The sequence below is a fragment of the Amycolatopsis rifamycinica genome, assembly GCF_000695625.1.
Taxonomy (GTDB): domain Bacteria; phylum Actinomycetota; class Actinomycetes; order Mycobacteriales; family Pseudonocardiaceae; genus Amycolatopsis; species Amycolatopsis rifamycinica.
Genome location: NZ_JMQI01000068.1, coordinates 48,665 through 74,535 on the forward strand (window position 1 = coordinate 48,665; position 25,871 = coordinate 74,535).

Sequence of the window (25,871 nt, forward strand, 5' to 3'; positions counted from 1 at the left end):
ACCACCGCCCGTGGCAAGATCGGCCGGGTGCAGATCGGGATCCTGGGGCCCTTCGAAGTGCGCGCGGACGACGGCGCGCTCGCCGATGTGCCGGGCGCCCGTCTGCGCGGGCTGCTGGTCGCCCTCGCGCTCGAGCCGGGACAGGTGGTCCCGAAGGGGACGCTCGTCGACTGGATCTGGGGCGAGAACCCGCCCGCCGAGGCGCCGAACGCCCTGCAACGCCTCGTTTCCCGGCTGCGGAAGGCGCTGCCCGAGGGGTCGGTCGACGGACGGCCGACCGGCTACCGGCTGGTCGTGGCGCCCGACGACGTCGACGCCGTGCGGTTCGAGCGTCTTGTCGGCCAGGCCCGCAAGGAAGACGACCCGCGGCGGCTGCGCGAGGCCCTCGCGCTCTGGCGAGGTTCGGCCATGCAGGACGTCGAGCTGCCGGAAAGCGCGGCGTTCGAAGCCGCGGTCACCCGGCTCGAAGGCCTGCGCCTGGCCGCCCTGGAGGACCGGTTCGACGCGGAGGTCCGGCTCGGCCACGGCGCCGAGGTGGTCACCGAGCTGACCGACCTGGTCGCCGCGCACCCGATGCGGGAGCGGCTCGTCGCCGCGTTGATGCGCGCGCTCGTCGCGACCGGCCGCGACACCGAAGCGCTGCTCGTGTACGAGCGCACGCGGGAAACCCTGGCCGACTCCCTCGGCGTCGACCCGTCACCGGAGCTGTCCGAAGTGCACGTCGCGCTGCTGCGCGGCGAACTCGGGCGGCGGGAGGAGAGCCCGAAGACCAACCTGCGGGCCGAGCTGACCAGCTTCGTCGGCAAGGACACCGACGTGGCCGCGGTCCGCGAGCTCATCGCCGGACACCGGCTGACCACCCTGATCGGGCCGGGCGGCTCGGGGAAGACCAGGCAGGCCACGGAAACCGCGCGCACGCTGCTCGGCGACCTGCCGGACGGCGCGTGGCTGGTCGAGCTGGCGGGCATCGGCGCGGGCGACGACGTCGCCCAGGCGACGCTCGGAGCGCTCAAGCTGCGGGATTCCCTCGTCGGCGAGGCACCGGACGCCGAGCCGACCGAGCGGGTCATCGCCGCTCTCCGCGAGCGGTCGATGCTGCTGGTGCTGGACAACTGCGAGCACGTCATCGAGTCCGCCGCGGCCTTCGCGCACCGGGTGCTCGGGGAGTGCCGCCGGCTGCGGATCCTCGCGACGAGCCGGGAACCGCTCGGCATCACCGGCGAGGCGCTGTGGCAGGTCGCGCCCCTGGTCCTGCCCGCGGAGGACGCCGACCCCGCGGAAATCGAGGCGGCGCCGGCCGTCCGGCTGCTGCGGGACCGGGCCGGCGCGGTGCGCAAGGACCTCCCGGCGGACGCCCGCACCCTGGCCCGCGTCTGCCGCGCGCTGGACGGGATGCCGCTGGCCATCGAGCTCGCCGCGGCGCGCCTGCGCACGATGTCGCTCGACCAGCTCGCGCACCGGCTCGACGACCGGTTCCGCCTGCTGACCGGCGGCAGCCGGACCGCGCTCCCGCGGCACCGGACGCTGCGCGCGGTCATCGACTGGAGCTGGGAGCTGCTCTCCGACGCCGAGCGCGTCGTGCTGCGCCGGCTTTCGGTGTTCGCCGGTGGGGCGAGTCTGGAAGCGGCCGAGCGGGTCTGCGGCGACGACTCGGCCGAGGTGCTCGACCTGCTGACCTCGTTGACCGAGAAATCCCTGGTGGTCATCGTCGGCGACGAGGCACCGCGCTACCGCATGCTCGGCACGATCAAGGAGTACGCCGGGCAACGCCTCGCGGAGGCGGGCGAGACGGACGTCACCCGGCGCGCGCACCTCGCGTACTTCACCGAACTCGCCGAGACCGCGGAGCCGCACCTGCGCCGCGCCGAGCAGCTGGAGTGGCTCGCCAAGCTGGAAGCGGAGCACGACAACCTCACCGCGGCGATGCGCGGCGCCCTCGCGGCGGGCGAAGCGGCCGAGGCGATGCGGCTCGCGGCGACCGCCGGCTGGTACTGGTGGCTCGCCGGCCACCGGGCCGAGGGCAACGAGCTGATCATGGCGGCCACCGCGCTGCCCGGCGAGGTGCCGGACGAAATCCGCGGCGTGGTCTGCACCTTCGTCGTCCAGTTCGTGGCGTCCGGCCAGCAGAGCGACGAATACCGGGCGGAGGAGTGGATCCGCCGGGCGTACGAGATCAGCCTGCGGGTCGAAGCCCCGCGGCTGGCGTTGCGGTTCGCCGGTCCGCTGGAACGCCTGTTGCACGGACCGGAGGCGGCGCTGTCGGCGTTCGAACCGCTGCTCGCCGACGAAGACCCGTGGGTGCGCGCGGTGGCCCGGTTGCAGCTGGGCAAGATGCGCATCCAGTTCGGCCACGGCGACCAGGCCGCAGACGTCCTGATCGAGACGGCGGTCGCCGAGTTCCGCGCGCTCGGCGAGCGGTGGGGGACGTCGTTCGCCCTGACCGAGCTGGCCGACCGCATCGCCGTGCGCGGCGAGTTCGCCGAAGCGTGCGAGTACTACGAGCAGGCCGTCGAGGTGGTGACCGAGGTCGGCGCCATCGAGGACGTCGCGCGGATGCGGTCGCGGCAAGCCCAGCTGTACTGGCTGCTGGGCGACGAGAAGGCGAGCGCGGCCGCGCTGGCCGGGGCGCAGCGGGCCGCGGAGCGCGTGGCCTGGCCGAACGCACTGGCCGAGCTGGCGCTGGCCAAGGCGGAACTCGCGCGCTGGAGCGGCGACGGCGCCGAGGCGCGCCGCCAGCTCGACATCGCGATGAAGACGATGGGCGACGACGCCCGGCACGCGAACGTCCGGGCCGTGGCCCGTGACCTGCTCGGCTACCTCGCCGAGGACCTCGGCGAAGCGCGGGAGCACCGCGCGGCGGCGTTCGAAGCGGCGACCGAGTCGGGTCACCCGCTGACGATCGCGCAGGTCCTCATCGGTCTGGCCGACCTGGCGCTGCGCGCCGGGCAGGACGAGCAGGCCGCGCGGTTGCTCGCGGCGAGCGCGGCGGCCCGGGGCCTGGCGGACCGGTCGCACCCGGACGTGGCCCGGATCGAGGAGACCGCACGACGTCGCCTCGGTGACGAGGGGTTCACCGAGGCGACGCGGCAGGGCGCGGAGGCGAGCTGGCCGGAGCTGGCCGCGGTCACGCTCGCTTCTTGAAGGTGGACGACGCCCACAGGTAGCCGACGACGGCGATCCCGGCGCACCAGCCGAGCGCGGCGAGCAGGGTGCCGGTGGCCGGCATCCCGTTGAGCAGCCCGCGCAGCGTCTCGATGATCGGCGTGAACGGCTGGTACTCGGCGAACTGCTTGAGGCCGGGGCCCATCTTGTCGGCGGGCACGATCGCGCTGCTGAAGAACGGGAGCATGACCAGCGGCACCGAAGCGAGCCCCGCCGTTTCCGGCGATTTCGCCGCCAGGCCCAGCGCGATCGTGAGCCAGCCGGTGGCGAACCCGAGCAGCACGACGACCCCGAGCGCGCCGAGCCAGTCGAGGAAGCCCGCGGCCGGGCGGAAGCCGAGCAGGAAGGCCACGCCGAGGAGAGCCGCGATGGCGACCAGGTTGGTCAGCACGCTGGCGACGACGTGCCCGGTCAGCACCGCGCCGCGCGAGACGTCCATGACCTTGAAGCGGTTGATGATGCCCTTCGTCATGTCGGAGTTCACGGCGATCGCGACGCCTCCGAGCCCGTAGCAGACGGCCAGCAGCATCAGCCCGGGCGTGGCGTAGTCGACGTAGTCCACGCCGACGTTGAACGCGTCGCCGAACATGTAGACGAACATCAGCATGATGACGACCGGCATCAGGATCGCGTTGAACACCGACATCGGGTTCCGGGCGATGTGCTTGAAGTTGCGGCGCAGCATGACGATCGAGTGCGAGTTCATCGGGCGGGAACCTCCGTGGCGCGGCCCGTCAGGGCGAGGAAGACGTCGTCGAGATCGGGGGTGTGGACGGACAGTTCTTCGGCGCTGAGCGCGTATTCGTCGAGTCTGTCCAAAAGGGACCGCAGCGATTTCGTGCCACCGTCACTGGGCACGCGCAGGGCCAGGGCGTCGTCGTCCCGGGTGCCGTCGCCGAGAACGCGCGCGGCGGCGTCGAGTTCCGCCGCGGTGGTGAACCGCAGCCGGACGTGGGTGCCGGGAATCCGGCGCTTCAGTTCGTCGGAGGTGCCCTGGGCGACCAGCCGGCCCTGGTCGAGCACGGCGATGCGGTCGGCGAGCTGATCGGCTTCCTCGAGGTACTGGGTGGTGAGGAAGATGGTGACGCCATCGGCGACGAGGTCCCGGATGATCGACCACATGGTCCGCCGGCTCCGCGGATCGAGGCCGGTCGTCGGTTCGTCGAGGAAGATGATCCGCGGCCGCCCGACGAGCGTCATGGCGAGGTCGAGTTTCCGCCGCATGCCCCCGGAGTAGGTCGACGCGGGTTTCCGCGCCGCCTCGGTGAGCTCGAAGCGCTCCAGCAGCTCGGCCACGGTCTTCTTGCTGGCGCCACCGCGGGTCAGATCGACCATCAGCTGCAGGTTTTCCTGCCCGGTGAGCAGTTCGTCGACGGCGGCGAACTGCCCGGTGACCCCGATCGCGGCCCGCACAGCCTTGGCTTCGCCGACGACGTCGTGCCCGGCGACGCGGATCGTGCCGGCGTCGGCCTTGGTCAGCGTGGTGAGCACGTTGACGGCGGTGGTCTTGCCGGCACCGTTCGGGCCGAGCAGCGAGAAGATCGTTCCGGCGGGGACTTCGAGGTCCACGCCGTCGAGGACGGTTTTGTCTTGGTAGGCCTTCCGCAGTCCGGAGGCCGTGATCGCCAGGTCGGTCATGGGAACGACTGTCGAGGTCCGGCCTGACACCGACCTGACACGCCCCTGACCCGGCGTGGATCAGGTGATTGTGGAGCTGAGGGGAATCGAACCCCTGACCCCCGCCTTGCAAAGGCGGTGCTCTACCAATTGAGCTACAGCCCCGGACGCGGGCGGCGCACCGCCCGCGCGGAGATCAGTTGTGGGAAGCGCCGGCCGGCTTGGCCGGAGTGGTGCCGTTGGTGGAGGGCACCGGCGCGGTCGCCTCACGCCAGAGGTCGGCTTCGGCCTTGGCCGCCTTGTTGCGCTTGACGACGAACAGGACGCCGCCCGCGATGACGGCGAGTGCCAGCAGCTTCTTCACCGAAGCCCCCTTCTCAGCTTGCTTCCCTTACCCCGTGATGTTACTGCACCGGCGCCGGGCAGGTGTCGGGCACTCGTGGTTCCACGTGGAACCACTGGTAACGCACGTCACACGCCCGGGGAAATACCGGCCTGAGCCGTCCTGTTGTAACCAGTGGTCGGTGTGCCCACCGTGTCCCCCGGGCCTCACCTCATCGCCTTCGCGGAGTTCCGTCAGGCTGGAGCCGCGATGCGCCACTCGCCGAGAGGCGACCGTGCGGCGCGCCGACCGTACCCGCTCAGCCCTGCCGGACTTCTCTTCCCGGCAGGGCTGACCTGGTTACGGCCCCGGCTATCACGTAGTGCGACCGAAAGATCATCCGGTGGAGTCGCGACCGGACTCGAACAGCGCTATCGCGGGTTCGCGATCCGGCTGAGGCTGAGCGCGTGCCAGAAACGCAGAAGACCCAGTCCGCGCTCGAAGCGCTGAAGTACCAGGGTGACCCGCTCGCCGACGCCGTGATCGCCGACCTCGTGTCCAGCGGAACGACCCGGGCGGTGAACGAGGTGCTGGCCCGGTTCCGGGACAACGACCAGCCCATTCCCGAAGACCTGCCCGAGCCGGTACGCCGCTACCTCGTGGCCACGGACGCCCCACCGGCGTGGACGGACCTGAACCGCGTCGCCGCCGCGTACGAGTTCTTCGTGGACGACGGCGTGCACGTCGCTTCGGTGCTGTCGTTCGGCGCGATGGTCAACTGCTACGCCCAGCCACGTCCCTCTCGCGTGCTTTCGCTCACCCACCGGCTGAACCAGCCCCATCGCCGTCTGTCGGAAACCGCGCAGTTCGTGCTGCACCTCATGGGCAGCAACCCGTTCGGCTCCGGCGGCAGTTTCGTGCCCACGATCCAGAAGACCCGGCTGATCCACGCGGCCGTGCGCTACTTCATCACCCACTCGGGCGAATGGGATGTGGCGGCGGACGGCGTGCCGCTGTGCCAGCAGGACATGCTGGGCGCGTTGCTCATCTTCTCCGTCCAGGTGATCGACGGGATGCGCCGCATCGGCGTCGCGGTGACCGACCGCGAAGCCGAGGATTACTACTACGTGTGGCGAGTGACGGGTGCCCTGCTCGGCATCCCCGCCGACGCCATGCCGGAGACTCTCGACGAGGCCCAAGCGCTGAACGCACGTCTCGTCGAGGCGAGTTACGGCCCGTCGGCGGAGGGGATCGAACTGACCCGCAATCTGCTGCGCCTGTACGAGAACCTGGTGCCGGGCAAGGCGTTCGACGGCGTGGTCGCCGCGATGGTCCGCCAGGTGGTGACCCCCCAGGTCGCCGACTGGCTGGAGGTGCCCCGTTCCCGGGGCTGGAGCCGCGCGGTGGACGCCGGCGCCCGCGCGATGCGGCTGCTGGAGCGATCGGAGGACCGAAGCCGCCTGGCCACGGCGGTCCTCGACAAGGCGGGCAGCCTCCTGCTGAGCGGAAGCGTCCGAACCCTGACGAACGGCCAGCCGACGGCGCTGACCATCCCCTCGGACCTGCGGGAGAAATGGCTCGCCGCCGGCGTCTGCCCGGTGGCCCCACCGAACCGCGGCCGTTGAGAGGCTCACAACCCGTTGACCCGTTCGATGAGCTCGTCGCGGTACTCCTGCGCCGCCCGAAATTCCGGTTCATCGCCGGTCGCCCGCTTCAACGCGCCTTCCAGGATCTTCAGGCCTTGGCGTTCATCACCGCGCGCATCCGCCTGCCTCGCGGCGTTCGCCATGGCTTTGGCGAGCTTGGTCCGCGCCTCGGCTTCCTCGGCGGCCTTGTGGATCCGGATCCAGTTGCCACCCGGATCGACGACGGTGAACCCGGTGTACCGATCGTTGCGCAGCCGCGGCCGGGTCATGCGCGGAATGCCGGAGGCAAGCAGTTTCCCGTGCACGGCCCGCATCCCTGCGGCAAAGGCCTCGAACAGTTCGCTGGTGTCGTCCACGATGACCAGGCACGTGCTGTACGACTGCGCCGGGTCGTAGCCGTCCATCCCGAAGAAGTGCAGGTTGATGTCTTCCCGCCGCACCGCGACGTGCGGGTTCGGCCGCGTTTGCCGATAGGTGATCTCGAAGCCGAGCATCTCGTAGAACGACGCGATCTCGTCGATGGACGGACAGGGCAGGAGCGGAATGGTCAGTTCGTTCGCCATTGCCTGAAGCTAAGGCCGGATCCGCCGAAACGACACGGAGCTATTTGCTGGTGCGAACACCTGGCCGGTGTGACAGTTCAACTTCACCTTGGACGGCCGTCGACCACGAACGGGCCGCTTCGCCGGCGCACTCCCGACAATCGATCGGCGACTCGCTGAGAAAGCTGTTTCCGCCGGCGTCATCCTCACCAGCCACTCGCCGGACCGCGCGAATGTCGTGGGCATCGTCGTGGACGTGCAGGCAGCCGCCGTCGACTTGGAGCGGCAGTCACCGAGTTAGTCACCCAGGTCACGGAAAGCCCGGCTCGCGATACGCGAACCGGGCTTGACGTGCGTGGGCCTACCAGGACTTGAACCTGGGACCTCTTCGTTATCAGCGAAGCGCTCTAACCGCCTGAGCTATAGGCCCTCGAACGAGGAGAACTTTACAGGACCCCCGAAGGGGCCCTGCAACCGGGTCACTCTCGTTCGGAGAGAGTGACCTCCAGGCCTCCCGCCAGGTCCGCCGAGACGTTGTAGATGAACGCGCTCACCGTGGCCAGTGCCGAGACCAGGACGATGTTGATCGCGCCCAGGATGGCCGCGATGCCGAACACGCGGCCCGCGCTGATCAGGGGTTCTGCCGAGGCGTTGGCTCCCTCGCCGCCTACCAGGGAGGAATACGTTCCGTTCAGCTTGTCCCAGACGCCCATTCCGTCCAGGACCGTGTACAGGACTCCGACCGCCACCAGCCAGACGAAGAACATCGCGACGCCCAGGACCAGGGACAACTTGAGGACCGACCACGGGTCGAACCGCTTCACCTGGAGGGAGGCGCGGCGGGGGCCGCGGCCTGGGCGGCGCAGCGCGCTCGGGCGAGCTCGCTGCGCCGATGCCGGGGGGACCTCGCCGCTCGGGGGGGTGTCGCCGGTGGCTCCGCCGAACAGGCGGGGGGCCGCGCTGCCCGTCACCACCGGGCGTTCGGCGGCTGCTGCGGGCTGCACCTCCTCCGTGGCCAGCTTGACCGTCGCTTCGGCGTCGCCTTCCTTGTCGACCCGCTGCCAGGGCGGGCTCGCCGGCGTTCCGTTCGAACCCGCTGCCTCGGGATTGTCGGTCGGTGTCACGAAGAGTCAGTCCTTACCCGTGCCGTGGGGCGCTGTCCGTAGTTGTGAACTTACTGCTCCGACGGCGCCGTCGTCTCGTCAGCCACTTCCGGTGTTTCCGGCGCTTCGGGAGCGTCACCATTGGCGACGTCCGAGGGCTCGTCCGCGTTGCGTGCGACCGCGAGAAGAGTGGTGCCTTCGCCGAGATTCATCAGCCGGACCCCCTTCGTCTGCCGTCCTGCCTTGCGGACGTCGCCCGCCGGCGTGCGGATCACGCCGCCGCTCGAGGTGATCGCGTACAGCTCGTCCTCGGCGTCGACGATGAGCGCACCCACCAGCCTGCCACGTTTGCGGTCGTGCTGAATGGTGAGCACACCCTTGCCGCCGCGGCCCTGGACCGGGTAGTCCTCGATCGCCGTGCGCTTGGCGTAGCCGCCGTCGGTCGCGACCAGCAGGAACTTGCCCTCCTTGACCACGCTGATGCCGAGCAGCTCGTCGCCGTCGTTGAAGCGCATGCCCATCACGCCGGACGTCGGGCGGCCCATCGGCCGGAGTGCTTCGTCGGTCGCGTGGAAGCGGATGGACTGGCCCTCGGCCGACACCAGGAGCAGGTCGTCCTCGGCCGCCGCCAGCACCGCGCCGACCAGCTCGTCGCCTTCGCGGAGGTTGATGGCGATGAGGCCGCCGGAGCGGTTGGAGTCGAAATCGGTGAGCTTGGTCTTCTTGACCAGGCCGCGCTTGGTGGCGAGCACCAGGTACGGCGCCACCTCGTAGTTCTTGATCTCGATGACCTGGGCGATCTGCTCGTCCGGCTGGAACGCCATCAGGTTCGCCACGTGCTGGCCGCGCGCGTTGCGGTTGGCCTCGGGCAGCTCGTACGCCTTGGTGCGGTACACCCGGCCCTTGTTCGTGAAGAACAGGATCCAGTCGTGCGTCGAGCAGACGAAGAAGTGCTGGACGATGTCGTCCTGCTTCAGCGTCGCGCCCTGCACGCCCTTGCCGCCGCGCTTCTGCGAGCGGTACAGGTCTGTTTTCGTCCGCTTGGCGTACCCCGTGCGGGTGATGGTGACGACGACGTCCTCGACCGCGATGAGCTCTTCGTCGGTGACGTCGCCGCCGAAGCCGACGATCTGTGTTCGCCGGTCGTCGCCGTACTTGTCGACGATCGCCATCAGCTCGTCGCGGATGATCGCGCGCTGCCGCTCGGGCTTCTCGAGGATGTCCTTGAGGTCGGCGATCTCCAGCTCGATCTCGGCCAGTTCGTCGATGATCCGCTGGCGCTCCAACGCCGCGAGGCGCCGCAGCTGCATGTCGAGGATCGCGACGGCCTGGATCTCGTCGATGTCGAGCAGCGTCATCAGGGCCGGCCGGGCCTCGTCGGCGGACGGCGACCGCCGGATCAGCGCGATGACCTCGTCCAGCGCGTCGAGGGCCTTGACCAGGCCACGCAGGATGTGGGCGCGCTCTTCCTTCTTCCGCAGCCGGTAGCGGGTCCGCCGGACGATGACGTCCATCTGGTGCTTCACGTAGTGGCGGATGATCTGGTCGAGCCGCAGCGTGCGCGGCACGCCGTCGACCAGCGCCAGCATGTTGACGCCGAAGTTCTGCTGCAGCTGGGTGTGCTTGAACAGGTTGTTCAGCACGACCTTCGCGACCGCGTCCCGCTTGATCGTGATGACGATCCGCATGCCGGAGCGGCTGTTGGACTCGTCGGCGATGTCGGAGATGCCGGTGAGCTTGCCGTCGCGGACCAGGTTCGCGATGTTCTCGACCAGGTTGTCCGGGTTGACCTGGTACGGCAGCTCGGACACGACCAGGATCGTGCGGCCCTTCGCGTCTTCCTCGACCTCGACGACCGCGCGCATCCGGACCGAGCCGCGGCCGGTGCGGTAGGCGTCCTCGATGCCGGACGTGCCGAGGATCATCGCCTTGGTCGGGAAGTCCGGGCCCTTGATCCGCACCAGCAGCGCGGCCAGCAGCTCGTCGTCGGTCGCCTCGGGGTTCTCCAGCGCCCAGACGACGCCGTCGGAGACCTCGCGCAGGTTGTGCGGCGGGATGTTCGTCGCCATCCCGACCGCGATCCCGGAACCGCCGTTGACCAGCAGGTTCGGGAACCGCGACGGCAGGACGTCGGGCTCCTGCGTGCGGCCGTCGTAGTTGTCGGAGAAGTCGACGGTGTCTTCTTCGATGTCGGCCAGCATCTGCATGGCCAGCGGCGCGAGCCGGGACTCGGTGTACCGCATGGCCGCCGCGGGGTCGTTGCCCGGCGAGCCGAAGTTGCCCTGGCCGTCGATCAGCGGGTACCGCATCGACCACGGCTGGGCGAGCCGCACCAGCGCGTCGTAGATCGCCGAGTCACCGTGCGGGTGGTAGTTGCCCATGACGTCGCCGACGACGCGCGAGCACTTGTTGTACCCGCGGTCCGGCCGGAAGCCGGAGTCGAACATCGAGTACAGGACCCGCCGGTGCACCGGCTTGAGGCCGTCCCGGACGTCCGGCAGCGCGCGCGACACGATCACGCTCATCGCGTAGTCGATGTAGGAGCGCTGCATCTCCTGCTGGATGTCGACCGGTTCGATCCGGTCGTGGTCCGGAGCCGGCGGCAGAGTTTCCGTCATGAGGTCCTTCTCGGGTGCGTGGGCCTGGCGGGACGAAGAACGAGGGACGCCTACACGTCCAGGAAGCGCACGTCCTTGGCGTTGCGCGTGATGAACGAGCGGCGGGCCTCGACGTCCTCGCCCATCAGGACCGAGAACAGCTCGTCGGCCTGGGCGGCGTCGTCGAGGGTGACCTGGCCCAGCAGCCGGTTGGCCGGGTCCATCGTGGTCTCCCACAGCTCTTCGGCGTTCATCTCGCCGAGACCCTTGTAGCGCTGGATCGCGTCGTCCTTCGGGAGCCGCTTGCCGGCCTCGACGCCCGCCTGGATGACGGCGTCGCGCTCGCGGTCGGAGTAGGCGTACTCCGGCTCGGCCCGCGGCCACTTGATCTTGTACAGCGGCGGCCGCGACAGGAAGACGTGGCCGTGCTCGATCAGCGGCGTCATGAACCGGAACAGCAGGGTGAGCAGCAGCGTGGTGATGTGCTGGCCGTCGACGTCGGCGTCGGCCATCAGCACGATCTTGTGGTAGCGCAGCTTCTGGAGGTCGAACTCGTCGTGGATGCCGGTGCCGAGCGCGGTGATCAGCGACTGGACCTCGGTGTTCTTGAGGACGCGGTCGATGCGGGCCTTCTCGACGTTGATGATCTTGCCGCGGATCGGCAGGATCGCCTGGTACATCGAGTCGCGGCCCTCCTTGGCGGAGCCGCCGGCCGAGTCACCCTCGACGATGTAGAGCTCGCACTCCTCCGGCTTGGTGGAGCGGCAGTCCTTGAGCTTGCCGGGCAGGCCGCCGATGTCGAGCGCGCCCTTGCGGCGGACCAGGTCACGCGCCTTGCGCGCGGCCATCCGGGCCTGGGCCGAGGAGATCGACTTGTTGATGATCGTCTTCGCCTCGGTGGGGTTGCGCTCGAACCAGTCCGCCAGCCACTCGTTCGACGTCTGCTGCACGAACGTCTTCGCCTCGCTGTTGCCCAGCTTGGTCTTGGTCTGGCCCTCGAACTGCGGCTCGGACAGCTTGATCGAGACGATCGCGGCGAGACCCTCGCGCACGTCGTCACCGGTCAGGTTCGCGTCCTTCTCCTTGAGCAGCTTCTTGTCGCGCGCGTACGCGTTGACGACGCGGGTCAGCGCGGCGCGGAAGCCCTCTTCGTGGGTGCCGCCTTCGTGGGTGTTGATCGTGTTGGCGAACGTGTACACCGACGGCGTGAAGCCGTTGTTCCACTGCATGGCGACCTCGACCTCGAGGCCGGTGCCCTTGGCCTCGAAGGAGATCACGCTGGAGTGGATCGGGTCCTTGCTGCCGTTGATGTGCTTGACGAAGTCTTCGAGCCCGCCCGGGTAGCAGTAGGTCTTCTCCTTGACCCGCGCGACCTTGCCCTCGGCGTCCGCCTCGGTCTCCTCGTCGGCGACGCGCTCGTCGCGCAGGGACAGCGTCAGCCCCTTGTTGAGGAACGCCATCTCCTGGAGCCGGCGCGAGATGGTCTCGAAGTTGTACGTCGTGGTCTCGAAGATGTTGCCGTCGGCCCAGAACGTGATCGTGGTGCCGGTCTCGTCCGCCGGGCCGAGGTCCTCGAGCGGGCCGGGGACCTGGTCGGTGTACTCCTGGCGCCAGCTGCGGCCGCCGTACTTGACCTCGGCGAGCAGCTTCGTCGACAGCGCGTTCACCACGGAGACGCCAACGCCGTGCAGGCCGCCGGACACCGCGTAGGAGTCGCTGTCGAACTTGCCGCCCGCGTGGAGCACGGTGAGCACGACCTCGAGGGTCGGCTTCTGCTCCTTGGGGTGCATGTCGACCGGGATGCCGCGGCCGTCGTCGACGACGCGCACCCCGCCGTCGGCGAGGAGGGTAACCTCGACCTTGGTGGCGTACCCGGCCATCGCTTCGTCGACGGAGTTGTCGACGACCTCCTGGACGAGGTGGTGCAGGCCGCGTTCACCGGTGGAACCGATGTACATGCCGGGGCGCTTGCGGACCGCTTCGAGGCCTTCGAGCACCGTGATCGACGACGCGTTGTACTCGTGCTTGTTCTCGGTCACCGGCGTTGTTTCTCCTCGTCTCGCCCGAGCGGACGCTCGCTCTCCTCCAGTGTACTTGGCCGCGTCCGCTGACATGCGGCAAGGACACCCCTGAACGCGTCACAGACGGACGAAATCGGTTCGAGCCGAGTCTTGACGTATCTCGGGAGGCCTGGATGCGTTCTCGGGGCTTTCACCGAGCATCGCGCAACCCGGGTCAGCCGTACGTGTCACGGGGGCCGCGGCCGGGCACGTGGCGAGGCCCTTTCCGCCAGCTCGGGGCGGTGGGCCCCTGGATCCGCATCCGCTTGACGACGCCGTTGCCGACCCCCGCCGCGATCTTGGCCAGCAGCTTTCCCTGCAGCAACCGGAGCTGGGTCGCCCACGCCGTCGAGCTGGCGCGGACGGTGAGCTCGCCGTCCTTGAGCGCGACCGGCTGCGCGTGCTCGGCGACGTCTTCGCCGACCAGCCGCGACCACTGGGCGAAGACGCGGGCGCTCGTGACGTTCTCGTTCCAGCCGCGGTCCCGCATCAGCCGGGAAACGAGCTGACCGAGTGGCTGCGGGTCGCGCGCGTCGGCACCCGGTCCCGACCAGCGGCGACGCCGGGGGTTCTGCCCGCCGCCGACCGCGGGACGACGGCGGCCGGGCGGAACGCCCCGCTCCTTCGCCTTGGCCTTCGCGGCCTCGAGCGCGGCGTGGGCGAGGTCGCGCCCGGTCGGCGGCGTCTCATTCGGCGGAACGTCGCCATCACGCTCGGTACCAGAAGGAACCTTGGTGTCGTTTTTAGGCGTTTTACGCCACCCATTTGGTGGTACGGTCACGGGCAGCGATAACTCATTCACCGTGTTATCCACACTGTCCACAGGGTTGTCCCCAGATCGGGTGCTGTTTGCGCGGCCCGTCACCCGGCGTGTTCGATCGCTCTGCTCAGCCACGCGTGATCTCACCATCCGCCACCGTGAACCGCTGACCGGCCAGCTCTCCGGGCACGTCTTCGTCGACCGCGGCGGTCACCAGCACCTGTTCGGCGCTCGCGGCCACCTCGGCCAGCCGGGCCCGGCGCTTGCGGTCCAGCTCGGCGAACACGTCGTCGAGCAGCAGCACCGGCTCGCCGGCCTCCGCGCGCAGCAGCTCGTAGCTGCCGAGCCGCAGCGCCAGCGCGAACGACCACGACTCGCCGTGACTCGCGTAGCCCTTGGCCGGTGCCTGGCCCAGGATCAGCTCCAGTTCGTCCCGGTGTGGGCCGACCAGGCTGATGCCGCGCTCGAGCTCCGCCTTGCGGGCCTCGCCCAGCGCTGTGAGTAAGACGTCCTTCAGCACCTCGGGTTGCGCCCGTTCGCCGTCCGGTACGCCGTACTTTTCCGGCAGGGCGGCCCCCAGCGACGACCGGTAGGCGATCTTCGCCGGACGCGAGTCGGGCGCGACCCCCATGTACGCCGAAGCCGCGTACGGCGCGAGGTCGGCGACGAGGTTCAGGCGCGCGGCCAGCAGCTCCGCGCCCGCCACCGCCAGGTGGTCGTCCCAGACCTCGAGCGTCGACAGCGCGTACGGGTCTTCACGGCCCGTACGTCGTTTGCCAGCCGTCTTGAGCAGGGCGTTCCGCTGCTTCAGCACCTTCTCGTAGTCCGCCCGGACCCCGGCGTACCGCGGCGCGCGCAGCACCAGCAGCTCGTCGAGGAACCGGCGCCGCTCACCCGGGTCGCCCCGCACGAGCGCGAGGTCCTCCGGGGAGAACAACACCGTGCGCAGGATCCCGAGCACGTCACGCGGACGGCCGACCGCCCCGCGGTTGACCCGGGCGCGGTTGGCCCGGCCGGCCGTGATCTCGAGCTCGACGGTCAGCTCGCGGTCTTCGTTGACCACCGCGACCCGCACCAGCGCGCGCTCGCAGCCGTGCCGGATCAGCGGCGCGTCCGTCGCGACGCGGTGCGAGCCCAGCGTCGCGACGTACCCGATCGCCTCCAGCAAGTTGGTCTTGCCGCGGCCGTTCTGGCCGACCAGCACGGTCGGTCCCGGTTCCAGCGCGAGATCGGCCTGCGGCCAGGAGCGGAAGTCGGTGACCTGCAGGTGGCGCAGATACACCAGGGGCTCCCTATCCGCCGACCTTCTTCACGGCGTGCCCGCCGAACTGGTTGCGCAGCGCGGCGACCGCGCGCATCGCGGCCGAGTGCTCCTGCCGCGAAGCGAACCGCGCGAACAGCGCCGCCGAGATGACCGGCGCCGGCACCGCGTTGTTGATCGCCTCTTCCAGCGTCCAGCGCCCTTCGCCCGAGTCCTCGACGTAGCCCTCGAGGTCGTCGAGCTCCGGGTCCTCGTCGAGCGCGCGCACGAGCAGGTCGAGCAGCCAGGACCGGACGACCGTGCCGCGCTGCCAGCCCTTGATCACAGCGGGGACGTCCTTGACGACCTTCGCGGCTTCAAGCAGCTCGAAGCCCTCGGCGAAGGCCTGCATCATGCCGTACTCGATGCCGTTGTGGATCATCTTCGCGTAGTGCCCGGCGCCGACGTCGCCCGCGTGCGAGAAGCCCTCTTCGCGCGGGCCCTCCGGGCGGAGCGCGTCGAAGATCGGCATCGCGCGCTCGACGTCCGCGGCCGCGCCGCCGACCATCAGGCCGTAGCCGTTGTCCTTGCCCCACACCCCACCGGACACACCGCAGTCCAGGTAGCCGATGTTCTTCGCCGCGAGCAGATCGGCGTTCAGCTTGTCGTCGGTGTACTTGGAGTTGCCGCCGTCGATCACCATGTCGCCCGCGGCGAGCAGGTTGCCCAGCTCGGTGACGGTCGCCCGGGTCGGCTCGCCGGCGGGCACCATGATCCAGACGATCCGCGGGGCGTCCAGTTTGGACACCAGGTCCTCGAGCGAGGTCGTGTCGCTGACGTCCGGGTTGCGGTCGTAGCCGACCACTTCGTGACCGGCCGCGCGCAGCCGCTCACGCATGTTGAAGCCCATCTTGCCCAGGCCGATCAGACCGAGCTGAACCATCGAGATCCCCTTACGTGCTGAAGAGAAGAAGCGGGTCAGCCCGGGAGGCGGACCGGCATCAGGAGGTAGAGGTAGCCGGGGACGACGTTGCCCTCGGCGTCGGCGGGCTTGATGAGCGCGGGCCGGTTCGGCGTGGTGAACGTCAGCTCCGCCCGGTCGCTGTGGAGCGCGCCGAGGCCGTCGACGAGGTACCCCGGGTTGAACGCGATGGTCACCGGCTCACCTTCGTACTCGACCTGCAGCTCTTCTTCGGCGCTTCCCTCGTCGTCGCCGCCCGCGGACAACCGCAGCGAGTTGTCCCCGAACTCCAGTCGTACCTGAGTCCCCCGCTCCGCCACCAGCGAAACGCGCTTGATGGACTCGGTGAGCGCGGACACGTCGATGACCGCGCGTGAGGTGTGCGACGCGGGGAGCAGCTGGCGGTACGGCGGGAACTCCGCGTCGAGCAGGCGGGTCGTCGTGTAGCGCCCGGAACCGGACAGGCCCAGCAGGCCTTCGCCGCTGGCGAGGGCGAGGCGGATCGTGGCGCCGCTCGCGCCGAGCGTCTTGGCCGCCTCGGCGAGGGTGCGCGCCGGGACGAGCACCGCGGCGTCGGCAAGGCCCTCGGCCGGCTGCCAGGTGAACTCGCGCATGGCGAGCCGGAACCGGTCGGTCGCGACGAGGGTCAGCGAGCTGCCGGAGATCTCGAGCCGCATGCCGGTGAGCATCGGCAGCGTGTCGTCCTTGCCCGCGGCGACGACGACCTGGGTGACGGCCTGGCCGAACGCGTCGCCCGCGAGCTCGCCCGCGAAGGCGGGCTGGGACGGCAGCTGCGGGTAGTCCTCGACCGGCATGGTCGGCAGGGAGAACCGCGCGCTGCCGCACGTGATGGTGGCGCGCGCGCCGTCGACCGAGATCTCGACCGGCTGCGCGGGCAGCGACTTGGTGATGTCGGCGAGCAGGCGCCCGGACACCAGGAGGCGGCCGCCGTCGGCGATCGTCGCGGGGACCCCGACCGTGGCGGAGACCTCGTAGTCGAAGCCGGAGACCGTCAGCGCGTCGGTTTCGCCGTCCGAACCGGCGTCGAGGAGGACACCGCCCAGCACCGGCACCGGCGGCCGGCTGGGGAGGCTTCTGGCCACCCACGCGACGGCGTCGGCGAGCCCGTCACGCTCGACGCGGATCTTCATGCGCGCATCCTTTCGACGATCGAGCCCCCTGCGGGCTCGGGCCAGGCCTCGTTCTCGCGGGGCAGTGACCGCTGTCCCCTCCGGCCGGTCCGCCCTCCGCGTGAGCGGCCGGAGCGAGGACCAGGTGCAGGCGTCCACGTTAGGCCGTCGCGGCCACCCCCGTCACCTCGGCCTCCCCTTGACTTTGTCGACTTGCCGACTCGATCTCGCGGCTGTCCCCAACTTCGTCCATCGCCTGTTTTTGTTTTGTTCTCTCTCTTAGAAGATCTAAGGGCAGTAGCAGTAATAGGCGTTGTGGATTGTGTGGATTGAGCTCGTTCGCGCAGGTCGGACGGCTCGCGGGCATGTGGAGAACCGTGGTGGCAGACCTGTGGGTAGATCGAGGCGTCCGTGGATGGTTTCGCCCGGCCCCGGATTCGTCCACAGCTGTCCCCAGTTGTCCCCACGGTTGTCCCCAGGTGTGCGGCGATTTGTACCCAGGGTCTGGGGGTGCCGGACGGGGTCCGAACCCCTCTTCCGAGTGATCGGCACCTCCTGTGCACAGCATGTGGGCAACCTGTGGAATCAGCGTGGACAAGGGTGTGGATGCGCTGTGGATCGGCTGTGGGCGGGATGTGGACCGAATCCGGGTCGTCGCTGGTGGGAGATCCGTTGGCGCTGTGGGCAATCCGCCCACACGGTGGGGAAAACCCCTTGTGTACAAACAATTTTGGCGAGTTTGCGAAGCGCGCGTACGTGCCTTCGCTGCTTCGCGGGCGTACGCGTGCTTCGGACACTCCAAACACGACGAAGGGGCGTCCACATTGCGTGGACGCCCCCGAAGTCGTTGGGAGATAAGGGATGTGCTACTGGCGGGCGCGCTGCTTGATGCGCGACGTCAGCTCCTGCACCTGGTCGTAGATCCGCCGGCGCTCGGCCATCTCCTTGCGGATCTTCTTGTCCGCGTGCATGACCGTCGTGTGGTCGCGGCCGCCGAACGTCTGCCCGATCTTCGGCAGCGACATGTCGGTCAGCTCGCGGCAGAGGTACATCGCGATCTGGCGAGCCGTGGCGAGCGCCTTGGTCTTGCCCGGGCCGCACAGGTCGTCGAGCGTCACGTCGAAGAACTCGGAGATGACGCCCATGATGGTCGGCGCGGTGATCTCCGGGGCGTGGGAGTCGGGGATGAGGTCGCGCAGCACGATCTCGGCGAGTGCGCTGTCGACCGGCTGCTGGTTCAGCGACGCGAACGCCGTGACGCGGATCAGCGCGCCTTCCAGCTCCCGGATGTTCGCCTCGACGCGAGAGGCGATGAACTCCAGGACGTCACCCGGCACGGCGAGCCGGTCCTGCGCCGCCTTCTTGCGGAGGATCGCGATGCGCGTTTCGAGCTCGGGTGGCTGGATGTCGGTGATGAGACCCCACTCGAACCGCGTCCGCAGCCGGTCTTCCAGCGTTTCGAGGCGCTTCGGCGGGCGGTCGGAGCTGACGACGATCTGCTTGTTCGCGTTGTGGAGGGTGTTGAAGGTGTGGAAGAACTCTTCCTGCGTCCCTTCCTTGCCCTCCAGGAACTGGATGTCGTCGACGAGCAGGATGTCGATGTCGCGGTAGCGCCGCTGGAAGGCGACCTTGCGGTCGTCGCGCAGCGAGTTGATGAAGTCGTTCGTGAACTCTTCGGTCGAGACGTACCGGACGCGCATGCCCGGGAAGAGCCGTTGCGCGTAGTGGCCGACCGCGTGCAGCAGGTGCGTCTTGCCGAGCCCGGACTCGCCCCAGATGAAGAGCGGGTTGTAAGCGCGGGCGGGTGCTTCGGCGACGGCGACCGCGGCGGCGTGCGCGAAGCGGTTGGACGCGCCGATGACGAACGTGTCGAAGGTGTACTTCTCGTTCAGCTTCGTCTTCGACGTCTGCGGCTGCGCCGGCGCGGTGTAGGGCTGGCCGGCGATCGGCTGGCCGGAGAACGTCGGCCAGATCTCGTGGACCGCGGCGAGCGCCTCGCCCTCTTCGTCGACTTCCTCGTCGGTGTCGTCGCCGTCGTCCGGCTTCGCCGCGACGGCCTGGTGCTGAGGCATCGGCGGCGGCATCTGGGGCGGCATCGGCGGCGGCATCTGCGGAGCGGGTTCGGCGGGCCGCGGGGGCGGCATCATCGGCGTGCCGTTGCCCGGCATCGGCGGGGCGGGTTCAGGGCTGACGCCGTTTTCCACCCGGCCGGGTGACGGTGCGTAGCGAGGCGCGGGCGCCGGAGCCACGGCCTCGGCGCTGTCGACCTTCACCGCGAGGGAGATGGCGCGGCCGAGCCGCCGGGAGAGCGCGTCGGTGATCGCGCCGCGCAGCCCGCGTTCGATCGCTTCCTTCGCGAAGTCGCTGGGGGCCGCGAGCAGCGCCGTGCCGTCGAGGAGGCCGATCGGACGGGTCACCCGCATCCAGGCGCGCTGCTGGGGGGACAGGGTCCCGTCGGACAGTTCGCGTACCACCTGTTCCCAGATGACACCCAGATTGTGCTGGTGATCCGACACCTGTCTGGCTCCCCTCCCCTCGTCGGCGTGGACGGCCGAACCGGCCCCGGAACACCCGGTCACTCCACCCGGCGATCACAGGAGACCTGTCCGCGCACCGGCACAGCGAATATCCACATAGTTGTCCACAGCTGTGCACTAATGTACGGCGACCCGCGGTGCCGCCACCTGCGGGCTCGTCGTACGCCGGTGGGCACTCCACCACCCGGATACTCGTGCACCTCGACCGGTGACCCGAGAGGGGCACGCTAACAAGCCCCGCTCGCGGCCACAAGGCATCCTGGGCGGCCAGCATTTCACGGTGCACGGCCGGTGGCCATTCGGTGTCACGGCGTCGAAGGCACCGGGCGCGCGGGCCGGTCGCGTACCGTGGCCGAGGGGGTGCTTACCGGCCGCCCGACGGGGGTGCGTACCCTCGTAAGGTCTCCCGTATGCGACGGGTGCGTTTCGCGTGCCCACGTTGTCGTTGCTCGTCGTGACGAGGCCACACGTTGGTAGGAGACACCAGAGACTGCCGTGCGCCCGCACGACACGCCAGGCGGGGAAGAGATTCTTCCGCCCGACGCGACACACAGGAGAAGCAGTGAGCAAGGGTAAGCGCACCTTCCAGCCGAACAACCGCCGCCGCGCGAAGACCCACGGGTTCCGCCTGCGCATGCGGACCCGCGCCGGCCGGGCCATCCTGGCGGCCCGCCGTCGCAAGGGCCGCGCCGCGCTGTCCGCCTGATCGCACGATCGGGGCGCGCTGTGCTGCCGGCTGCCGCACGCCTGCGGCGGAGTGAGGATTTCCGCGTGGTTCTCCGTCGCGGGTCCCGGGCAGGCAGGCGCCGCCTCGTCGTCCACGCGCTGACCACGGACCCGTCCGAGGCCGCCGACGCACCGTCGGCGGCCAGGGCGGGTTTTGTGGTGAGCAAAGCCGTCGGCAACTCGGTGGTCCGCCACCGGGTCAGCCGCCGGTTGCGTCACCTCGTTTCGGCCAGGCTCGGAACACTGCCCGCCGGCACTGCGTTGGTCGTACGGGCATTGCCGCCGTCGTCGACCGCTTCCAGCGCCGAGCTCGGGTCCGATCTCGACGCCGCGTTGCGGCGGCTGGGGCTTCTGTCGTCGCGCCGTCCGGCCGGGGATGTCCCCCGCCCGACGCGTCCCGCGGACGCGGCCCCCGACCACGGATCAGCGGTGTGACCGACATGCGAGCCACCCCCGAGGACAAGCACGACCACGATCACGACGTGGAGCCTGAGCCCCCGCGGCCCGGTCCCGTCGCCTGGGTCCTGCTGCTCCCCATCAAGCTCTACCGCAAGGCGATTTCGCCCTTCCTCCCGCCGGCTTGCCGGTTCTACCCGAGCTGCAGCGCGTACGCAGTCGAAGCCCTCACCCGGCACGGTGCCGGCCGCGGCTCCTACCTCGCGCTGCGCCGGCTGCTGCGCTGCGGCCCCTGGACGCCACCCGGCCGCGACCCGGTGCCCGAGACCTTCTCGTGGCGGCACCGCAGACCTGAAACACCGATCGAGGAGTAGCAGCAGTGCTCGATTTCATCTACTACCCCGTGTCCTTCATCCTCTGGTGTTGGCACAAGGTCTTCGGGTTCGTCTTCGGGGAATCGACCGCGGTCGCCTGGATCCTCGGCATCATCTTCCTGACGTTCACCGTGCGCGGCATCATGTTCAAGCCGTTCGTGAACCAGGTCCGGTCGATGAAGAAGATGCAGGACTTCGCGCCGGAGATGAAGAAGATCCAGAAGAAGTACGCGAACGACCGGCAGCGCCAAGCCGCGGAGATGCAGAAGCTCCAGAAGGAGCACGGCGTCAACCCGCTGGGCAGCTGCCTGCCGATGCTGCTTCAGATCCCGGTGTTCATCGGCCTGAACCACGTCCTCCGCGCGTTCACGATGCCGCCGCCCGGTGGCGGGGCGAAGACCGAGAACTACTTCTTCAGCCAGCACGACGTCGAGTCCTACGTCAACGCGAAGCTGTTCGGCGTCAACCTCGGTGAGGCCGTCTACAACGGTGTCGGTGTCGTCAGCGGCGGGGCCACGAACGTCGGCTTCCACTGGAGCGTGCTCCCGGTCGCGCTGCCCCTGATGATCGTCGCGTCGATCGCCACGCACCTCACCGCGCGGCACTCGGTGGCCCGGCAGAACGCCGCGTCGGCCACCCCGCAGACCGCGATCATGAACAAGCTGACGATGTACATCTTCCCGCTCGGTGTCCTCGTCTTCGGTGCCCTGTTCCCGCTCGGCCTCCTCTTCTACTGGCTGGCGAACAACGGCTGGACCCTGATGCAGCAGCGCCTCGTCTACACGAAGATCGACAAGGAAGAGGCGGCTCGCAAGGCGGAGGCCGCCGAGAAGCGCGCGACGCTCGGGCCGAAGCCGGGCCAGAAGCCGACCGCGCCGAAGGTCGGTCAGAAGCCGGTCCAGCAGAAGAAGAACCAGCCCGCCCAGACCGGCTCGTCGAAGAAGGTCGCCAAGGCCGGCTCCGCCCACGGCTTCGCGCAGACCGTTCCGGCCGCGGCCGGTGACGGCGACGGCGCGACCGCGGCCGCGGCCGACCAGACCCCGGCCGACGCGAGCGGCCCGAACGGCTCGAAGGACAACGGCACCGGCGTGCCGGGCCTTCTCAAAGACTCGACCAGGAAGTCGGGCCGGAAGCGCCGCTGAGCGCGACCGGTTCGGAGAGGAGACGAATGATGTCGGAGACGATCGAAACGATCGACGCCGATCAGGACGACGTGACGCCGGCCGACGGCGAGGCGGGCGAGCAGAAGGCGGGAGGTGGCGACGACGACATCCTCGTGCGGGAGGGTGACATCGCCGGCGACTACCTCGAGCGGCTGCTGGACCTCCTCGACTACGACGGTGACATCGACCTCGACGTGGAAGCCGGCCGCGCGATCGTCAGCATCGACGGCGGCGAGGACCTCGAGAAGCTCGTCGGCCCGCGCGGCACGGTGCTCGAGGCGCTGCAGGAGCTGACCCGCCTGGCGGTCCAGCAGGAGACGGGCTCCCGCAGCCGCCTCATGCTGGACATCGCGGGCTGGCGCGCGGACCGCCGCGAGGAGCTCAAGGAGCTCGGCCGCTCGACGGCGGAGTCGGTCCTCAAGAGCGGCGAGCGGGTGCGGCTGCAGCCGATGAGCCCGTTCGAGCGCAAGGTGGTCCACGACGCGGTCGCGACGGTCTCGGGCGTCACGAGCGAGAGCGAGGGCGAGGACCCCAAGCGCCGCGTGGTGATCTTCCCGGAGGCGTGAGTCCCGGTTCGCTTGGAGAGCGGCCCCATCCGACTGGTTCGGGTGGGGCCGCTTCTTTGTGCCGGTGGCTACGCGGATGGGCTTAGCGGAGCGAATTACACGCGTGATGTTTCACGTGGAACTGTCCGCAGGGGCGACCGGCTGAGTGGAGTTGTCCACATCTTCGGACTGTCGGCTCGTCTTCTCGGGTTCATCGGGGACAATCGAACGAGCGCGGTTTCACGTGAAACCGGCGGACGAGGAGTAGACGGAGTGAGCTTGGAGGAGGCCGCCGCGGCGGTGCGGACCGCGGCGGAGCGAGTGTTCGGTGAGCACGTCGACCAAGCGGCCGGGTACGTCGAACTCCTGGAGCGGCACGGGGTCGAGCGGGGGCTCATCGGTCCGCGGGAAGTCGAGCGGCTGTGGGAGCGGCACGTGCTCAACTCGGCGGTGATCGGCGAACAGATGCCTCAGGGCGCTCGCGTGGTCGACGTCGGGTCGGGCGCCGGGCTCCCGGGTGTACCGCTGGCGATCGCCCGACCGGACCTCGATATCGTCTTGCTCGAACCGATGGCCCGCCGGGTGGACTGGCTGGCCGAGGTGGCCGAGAAGCTGGAACTCCCGATCACCATCGTCCGTGGACGCGCGGAGGAGCGGCCTGTGCGTGAGCAGCACGGTGGCGCCGACATCGTCACCGCTCGCGCGGTCGCGCCGCTCGCTCGTCTCGCGGACTGGTGTCTGCCGCTGGTCCGTTCCGATGGCTTTCTGGTCGCCCTCAAGGGCGCCAGCGCGGCGGAGGAGATCGAGCGGGACGGAGCCGCCATCCGGAAGGCCGGCGGGGCCGACCCGTTGATCGTCGAATGCGGTGCCGCAGTACTAAAGGTCCCCAGCACGGTTGTGAAGATCCGGCGCCTGCCGGCGGCGACCAAGCCGAAGGCGCGGAGCAGGAAGCGTTAACGAGCCGCGATGTTCCACGTGAAACGAAGCGACTCGACCACCGACCAGACGTCTAGATGGAGGAGGTGTCGAGACCGGTGAATCCCCCGCCGTCCGACTCCACGGAGACCAGCCACGACGTGGGCTGGACGCCGATCGCCGAGGAAGCCGCCCGCGCCGCGCGTCTGCTGCATCCGAAGGAAGGGGAGCTCCCCCGTCCTGGTCGTCGCCGCGTGATGACCGTCGCCAACCAGAAGGGCGGCGTCGGCAAGACCACCAGCACGGTCAACCTCGCCGCCGCGCTCGCGCTCCACGGGCTCAAGACGCTCGTCGTCGACCTCGACCCGCAGGGCAACGCCAGCACCGCGCTCGACGTCGACCACCGGTCCGGGACGCCCTCCATCTACGAGGTGCTGATCGGCGAGGTGACGCTCGCGGAAGCCGCCCAGTCGACCGAGCAGTCCCCCAACCTCTTCTGCGTCCCCGCGACGATCGACCTCGCCGGCGCCGAGATCGAACTCGTCTCGATGGCGTCCCGCGAGTCCCGGCTCAAGGAGGCCATCTCCTCGGAGATCCTCGACGAGATCGGGGTCGACTACGTCCTCATCGACTGCCCGCCGTCGCTCGGCCTGCTGACGGTCAACGCGATGGTCGCCGCGCAGGAGGTGCTCATCCCGATCCAGTGCGAGTACTACGCGCTCGAAGGTCTCGGGCAGCTGCTGAGCAACATCGAGCTCGTGCAGCAGCACCTCAACCGCGAACTCCGCGTCTCGACGATCCTCCTCACCATGTACGACGGCCGGACCAAGCTGGCCGACCAGGTGACGAACGAGGTGCGGAACCACTTCGGCGACACCGTGCTGAAGACCGTCATCCCCCGCAGCGTGAAGGTGTCTGAGGCACCCGGGTACGGCCAGACCGTGCTCGCCTACGACCCCGGTTCGCGCGGGGCGATGAGCTACGTCGACGCGGCCAAGGAGATCGCCGAGCGCGGCGCACTGATGGAGAAGGGTAGTTCGACATGACCGAGCGTCGAGGAGGGCTGGGGCGCGGCCTCGCCGCCCTGATCCCGACCGGACCCACCGGCGGCGGTCCGCTCCCCGCGCCCGTCGACGGCACCGCGGCGGACAAGAAGGCGGCCGAGGACAAGGGCTGGTTCGCGGCGAACGGTCAGGCGCAGCCGCACGGCGGCGAGGTGGCCGGCGCGGTCTACCGCGAGATCCCGGTCAGCTCGATCAAGCCGAACCCGAAGCAGCCGCGCCAGGTCTTCGACGAAGACGCGCTCGCCGAACTCGAGCACTCGATCCGCGCGTTCGGGCTCATGCAGCCCATCGTCGTCCGTGAACTCGGGAACGACGAGTACGAGCTCGTCATGGGCGAACGCCGGCTGCGTGCTTCGCAGCAGGCGGAGCTCGAGGCGATCCCGGCGATCGTCCGGCAGACCGCCGACGAGTCGATGCTGCGTGACGCGCTCCTGGAGAACATCCACCGCGTCCAGCTGAACCCGCTCGAAGAGGCGGCCGCGTACCAGCAGCTGCTCGACGAGTTCGCGGTCACCCACGAGGAACTGGCGAGCCGGATCGGCCGCAGCCGCCCGGTCATCACCAACACCATCCGGCTTCTCAAGCTCCCCCTGCCGGTGCAGCGCCGGGTCGCGGCGGGCGTCCTGTCCGCCGGGCACGCGCGTGCGTTGCTGTCACTGGAGGACGCCGAAAGCCAGGAGGAGCTCGCCGCGCGGATCGTCGCGGAGGGCATGTCGGTCCGGGCGACCGAGGAAGCCGTCACGCTCAAGAAGAGCGAGAAGCCGGCCAAGCCGAAGCCCGCGCCGCGCAAGCCGATCCAGGCGCCGGGGTTGCAGGAACTCGCGAACCGGCTCTCGGACCGCTTCGACACCCGCGTGAAGGTCGACCTCGGTCGCCGCAAGGGCCGGATCACCCTCGAATTCGGCTCGGTCGACGACCTCGAACGGATCGTCGCGATCATCGATGCGAATGGGGCAAATCAGACACCGAAAACCGACTAGGGATCACCCCAGGGTGTTTCGTCACGGTGAT

Annotated in this window: 22 protein-coding genes and 2 tRNA genes; 10 read left to right on the forward strand and 14 right to left on the reverse strand. The window is 69.5% G+C overall.

What is annotated here, in order from left to right:
* The first annotated feature begins 27 nt into the window (after positions 1–27).
* Positions 28–3,141 carry a BTAD domain-containing putative transcriptional regulator gene (locus DV20_RS32980; protein WP_043787033.1) on the forward strand — a complete coding sequence of 1,038 codons (3,114 nt, stop codon included), beginning with the start codon at positions 28–30 and terminating at the stop codon, positions 3,139–3,141.
* On the opposite strand, the gene DV20_RS32985 is transcribed toward DV20_RS32980, so the two are convergent.
* The 4 genes from DV20_RS32985 to DV20_RS33000 form a co-directional block, all read right to left on the reverse strand.
* Positions 3,125–3,868, reverse strand: coding sequence for an ABC transporter permease (locus tag DV20_RS32985; protein WP_043787034.1), 744 nt, complete (start codon positions 3,866–3,868; stop codon positions 3,125–3,127). The two genes, DV20_RS32980 and DV20_RS32985, sit on opposite strands and share 17 nt — an antisense overlap.
* A complete protein-coding gene (locus tag DV20_RS32990) occupies positions 3,865–4,800 on the reverse strand; it encodes a daunorubicin resistance protein DrrA family ABC transporter ATP-binding protein (RefSeq protein ID WP_043787035.1) in 936 nt (311 codons plus the stop codon). The genes DV20_RS32985 and DV20_RS32990 overlap by 4 nt, the downstream gene beginning before the upstream one ends.
* Positions 4,801–4,871: 71 nt before the next feature.
* A tRNA-Ala gene (locus DV20_RS32995) sits at positions 4,872–4,944 on the reverse strand.
* Positions 4,945–4,975: 31 nt separating this feature from the next.
* Entirely contained in the window at positions 4,976–5,143 is a 168-nt protein-coding gene (locus DV20_RS33000) for a DLW-39 family protein (protein WP_003100602.1), read from the reverse strand.
* 425 nt (positions 5,144–5,568) lie between these two features.
* Here DV20_RS33000 and DV20_RS33005 point away from each other — a divergent pair, with 425 nt between their 5' ends.
* The gene (locus tag DV20_RS33005) at positions 5,569–6,726 is read left to right on the forward strand and encodes an oxygenase MpaB family protein (RefSeq protein ID WP_043787036.1); all 1,158 of its coding nucleotides are present in this window, start codon (positions 5,569–5,571) and stop codon (positions 6,724–6,726) included.
* Between the two features lie 5 nt (positions 6,727–6,731).
* Here DV20_RS33005 and DV20_RS33010 read toward each other — a convergent pair whose 3' ends face one another.
* The 10 genes from DV20_RS33010 to dnaA form a co-directional block, all read right to left on the reverse strand.
* Positions 6,732–7,310 (reverse strand): VOC family protein, encoded by a 579-nt coding sequence (locus DV20_RS33010; protein ID WP_043787037.1) that lies wholly within the window; start codon positions 7,308–7,310, stop codon positions 6,732–6,734.
* Positions 7,311–7,645: 335 nt separating this feature from the next.
* Positions 7,646–7,719: transfer RNA gene (locus DV20_RS33015), tRNA-Ile, on the reverse strand.
* Between the two features lie 49 nt (positions 7,720–7,768).
* Positions 7,769–8,413 carry a DUF3566 domain-containing protein gene (locus tag DV20_RS33020; RefSeq protein ID WP_043787038.1) on the reverse strand — a complete coding sequence of 215 codons (645 nt, stop codon included), beginning with the start codon at positions 8,411–8,413 and terminating at the stop codon, positions 7,769–7,771.
* A 50-nt stretch (positions 8,414–8,463) separates the two neighbouring features.
* Entirely contained in the window at positions 8,464–11,010 is a 2,547-nt protein-coding gene (gene gyrA, locus DV20_RS33025) for a DNA gyrase subunit A (RefSeq protein WP_043787039.1), read from the reverse strand.
* A gap of 50 nt (positions 11,011–11,060) precedes the next feature.
* Positions 11,061–13,028 (reverse strand): DNA topoisomerase (ATP-hydrolyzing) subunit B, encoded by a 1,968-nt coding sequence (gene gyrB / locus DV20_RS33030; RefSeq protein ID WP_043787040.1) that lies wholly within the window; start codon positions 13,026–13,028, stop codon positions 11,061–11,063.
* Positions 13,029–13,224: 196 nt separating this feature from the next.
* Positions 13,225–13,830 (reverse strand): DciA family protein, encoded by a 606-nt coding sequence (locus tag DV20_RS33035; protein WP_043787041.1) that lies wholly within the window; start codon positions 13,828–13,830, stop codon positions 13,225–13,227.
* 106 nt (positions 13,831–13,936) lie between these two features.
* Positions 13,937–15,091, reverse strand: coding sequence for a DNA replication/repair protein RecF (gene recF / locus DV20_RS33040; RefSeq protein ID WP_043787042.1), 1,155 nt, complete (start codon positions 15,089–15,091; stop codon positions 13,937–13,939).
* Positions 15,092–15,101: 10 nt separating this feature from the next.
* The gene (gene gnd, locus DV20_RS33045; RefSeq protein ID WP_043787043.1) at positions 15,102–15,992 is read right to left on the reverse strand and encodes a phosphogluconate dehydrogenase (NAD(+)-dependent, decarboxylating); all 891 of its coding nucleotides are present in this window, start codon (positions 15,990–15,992) and stop codon (positions 15,102–15,104) included.
* A gap of 35 nt (positions 15,993–16,027) precedes the next feature.
* Entirely contained in the window at positions 16,028–17,161 is a 1,134-nt protein-coding gene (dnaN, locus tag DV20_RS33050; RefSeq protein WP_043787044.1) for a DNA polymerase III subunit beta, read from the reverse strand.
* An 845-nt stretch (positions 17,162–18,006) separates the two neighbouring features.
* Positions 18,007–19,656, reverse strand: coding sequence for a chromosomal replication initiator protein DnaA (gene dnaA / locus DV20_RS33055; RefSeq protein ID WP_043787045.1), 1,650 nt, complete (start codon positions 19,654–19,656; stop codon positions 18,007–18,009).
* A gap of 583 nt (positions 19,657–20,239) precedes the next feature.
* On the opposite strand from dnaA, the gene rpmH reads away from it, so the two are divergent.
* The 8 genes from rpmH to DV20_RS33090 all read left to right on the forward strand — a co-directional run bounded on the left by rpmH (position 20,240) and on the right by DV20_RS33090 (position 25,840).
* Entirely contained in the window at positions 20,240–20,383 is a 144-nt protein-coding gene (rpmH, locus tag DV20_RS33060) for a 50S ribosomal protein L34 (RefSeq protein ID WP_043787046.1), read from the forward strand.
* A 20-nt stretch (positions 20,384–20,403) separates the two neighbouring features.
* Positions 20,404–20,838: a ribonuclease P protein component gene (gene rnpA, locus DV20_RS44390; RefSeq protein WP_084093789.1), complete on the forward strand. Its 435-nt coding sequence runs from the start codon at positions 20,404–20,406 to the stop codon at positions 20,836–20,838.
* A gap of 5 nt (positions 20,839–20,843) precedes the next feature.
* The gene (yidD, locus tag DV20_RS33065) at positions 20,844–21,173 is read left to right on the forward strand and encodes a membrane protein insertion efficiency factor YidD (RefSeq protein WP_043787251.1); all 330 of its coding nucleotides are present in this window, start codon (positions 20,844–20,846) and stop codon (positions 21,171–21,173) included.
* 5 nt (positions 21,174–21,178) lie between these two features.
* The gene (gene yidC / locus DV20_RS33070) at positions 21,179–22,315 is read left to right on the forward strand and encodes a membrane protein insertase YidC (protein WP_043787047.1); all 1,137 of its coding nucleotides are present in this window, start codon (positions 21,179–21,181) and stop codon (positions 22,313–22,315) included.
* Positions 22,316–22,344: 29 nt separating this feature from the next.
* Positions 22,345–22,902 carry a Jag family protein gene (locus DV20_RS33075; protein ID WP_043787252.1) on the forward strand — a complete coding sequence of 186 codons (558 nt, stop codon included), beginning with the start codon at positions 22,345–22,347 and terminating at the stop codon, positions 22,900–22,902.
* Between the two features lie 252 nt (positions 22,903–23,154).
* Positions 23,155–23,838, forward strand: a complete 684-nt coding sequence (gene rsmG, locus DV20_RS33080) for a 16S rRNA (guanine(527)-N(7))-methyltransferase RsmG (RefSeq protein WP_043787048.1) — start codon at positions 23,155–23,157, stop codon at positions 23,836–23,838.
* 77 nt (positions 23,839–23,915) lie between these two features.
* Complete coding sequence (locus DV20_RS33085; RefSeq protein WP_043787049.1) at positions 23,916–24,842, forward strand: ParA family protein; 927 nt, start codon at positions 23,916–23,918, stop codon at positions 24,840–24,842.
* Positions 24,839–25,840, forward strand: a complete 1,002-nt coding sequence (locus DV20_RS33090) for a ParB/RepB/Spo0J family partition protein (RefSeq protein ID WP_043787050.1) — start codon at positions 24,839–24,841, stop codon at positions 25,838–25,840. Before DV20_RS33085 ends, DV20_RS33090 begins: the two co-directional genes overlap by 4 nt.
* Positions 25,841–25,871: the final 31 nt, after the last annotated feature.

What these genes read in the sequence shown, in the direction of transcription:
- gnd (WP_043787043.1), bottom strand. Translation starts at nt 15,992, where the DNA reads ATGGTTCAGCTCGGTCTGATCGGCCTGGGCAAGATGGGCTTCAACATG.
- DV20_RS33010 (WP_043787037.1), bottom strand. Translation starts at nt 7,310, where the DNA reads ATGGCGAACGAACTGACCATTCCGCTCCTGCCCTGTCCGTCCATCGAC.
- gyrA (WP_043787039.1), bottom strand. Translation starts at nt 11,010, where the DNA reads ATGACGGAAACTCTGCCGCCGGCTCCGGACCACGACCGGATCGAACCG.
- DV20_RS33090 (WP_043787050.1), top strand. Translation starts at nt 24,839, where the DNA reads ATGACCGAGCGTCGAGGAGGGCTGGGGCGCGGCCTCGCCGCCCTGATC.
- DV20_RS32990 (WP_043787035.1), bottom strand. Translation starts at nt 4,800, where the DNA reads ATGACCGACCTGGCGATCACGGCCTCCGGACTGCGGAAGGCCTACCAA.
- DV20_RS32985 (WP_043787034.1), bottom strand. Translation starts at nt 3,868, where the DNA reads ATGAACTCGCACTCGATCGTCATGCTGCGCCGCAACTTCAAGCACATC.
- dnaN (WP_043787044.1), bottom strand. Translation starts at nt 17,161, where the DNA reads ATGAAGATCCGCGTCGAGCGTGACGGGCTCGCCGACGCCGTCGCGTGG.
- yidD (WP_043787251.1), top strand. Translation starts at nt 20,844, where the DNA reads ATGCGAGCCACCCCCGAGGACAAGCACGACCACGATCACGACGTGGAG.
- DV20_RS33075 (WP_043787252.1), top strand. Translation starts at nt 22,345, where the DNA reads ATGTCGGAGACGATCGAAACGATCGACGCCGATCAGGACGACGTGACG.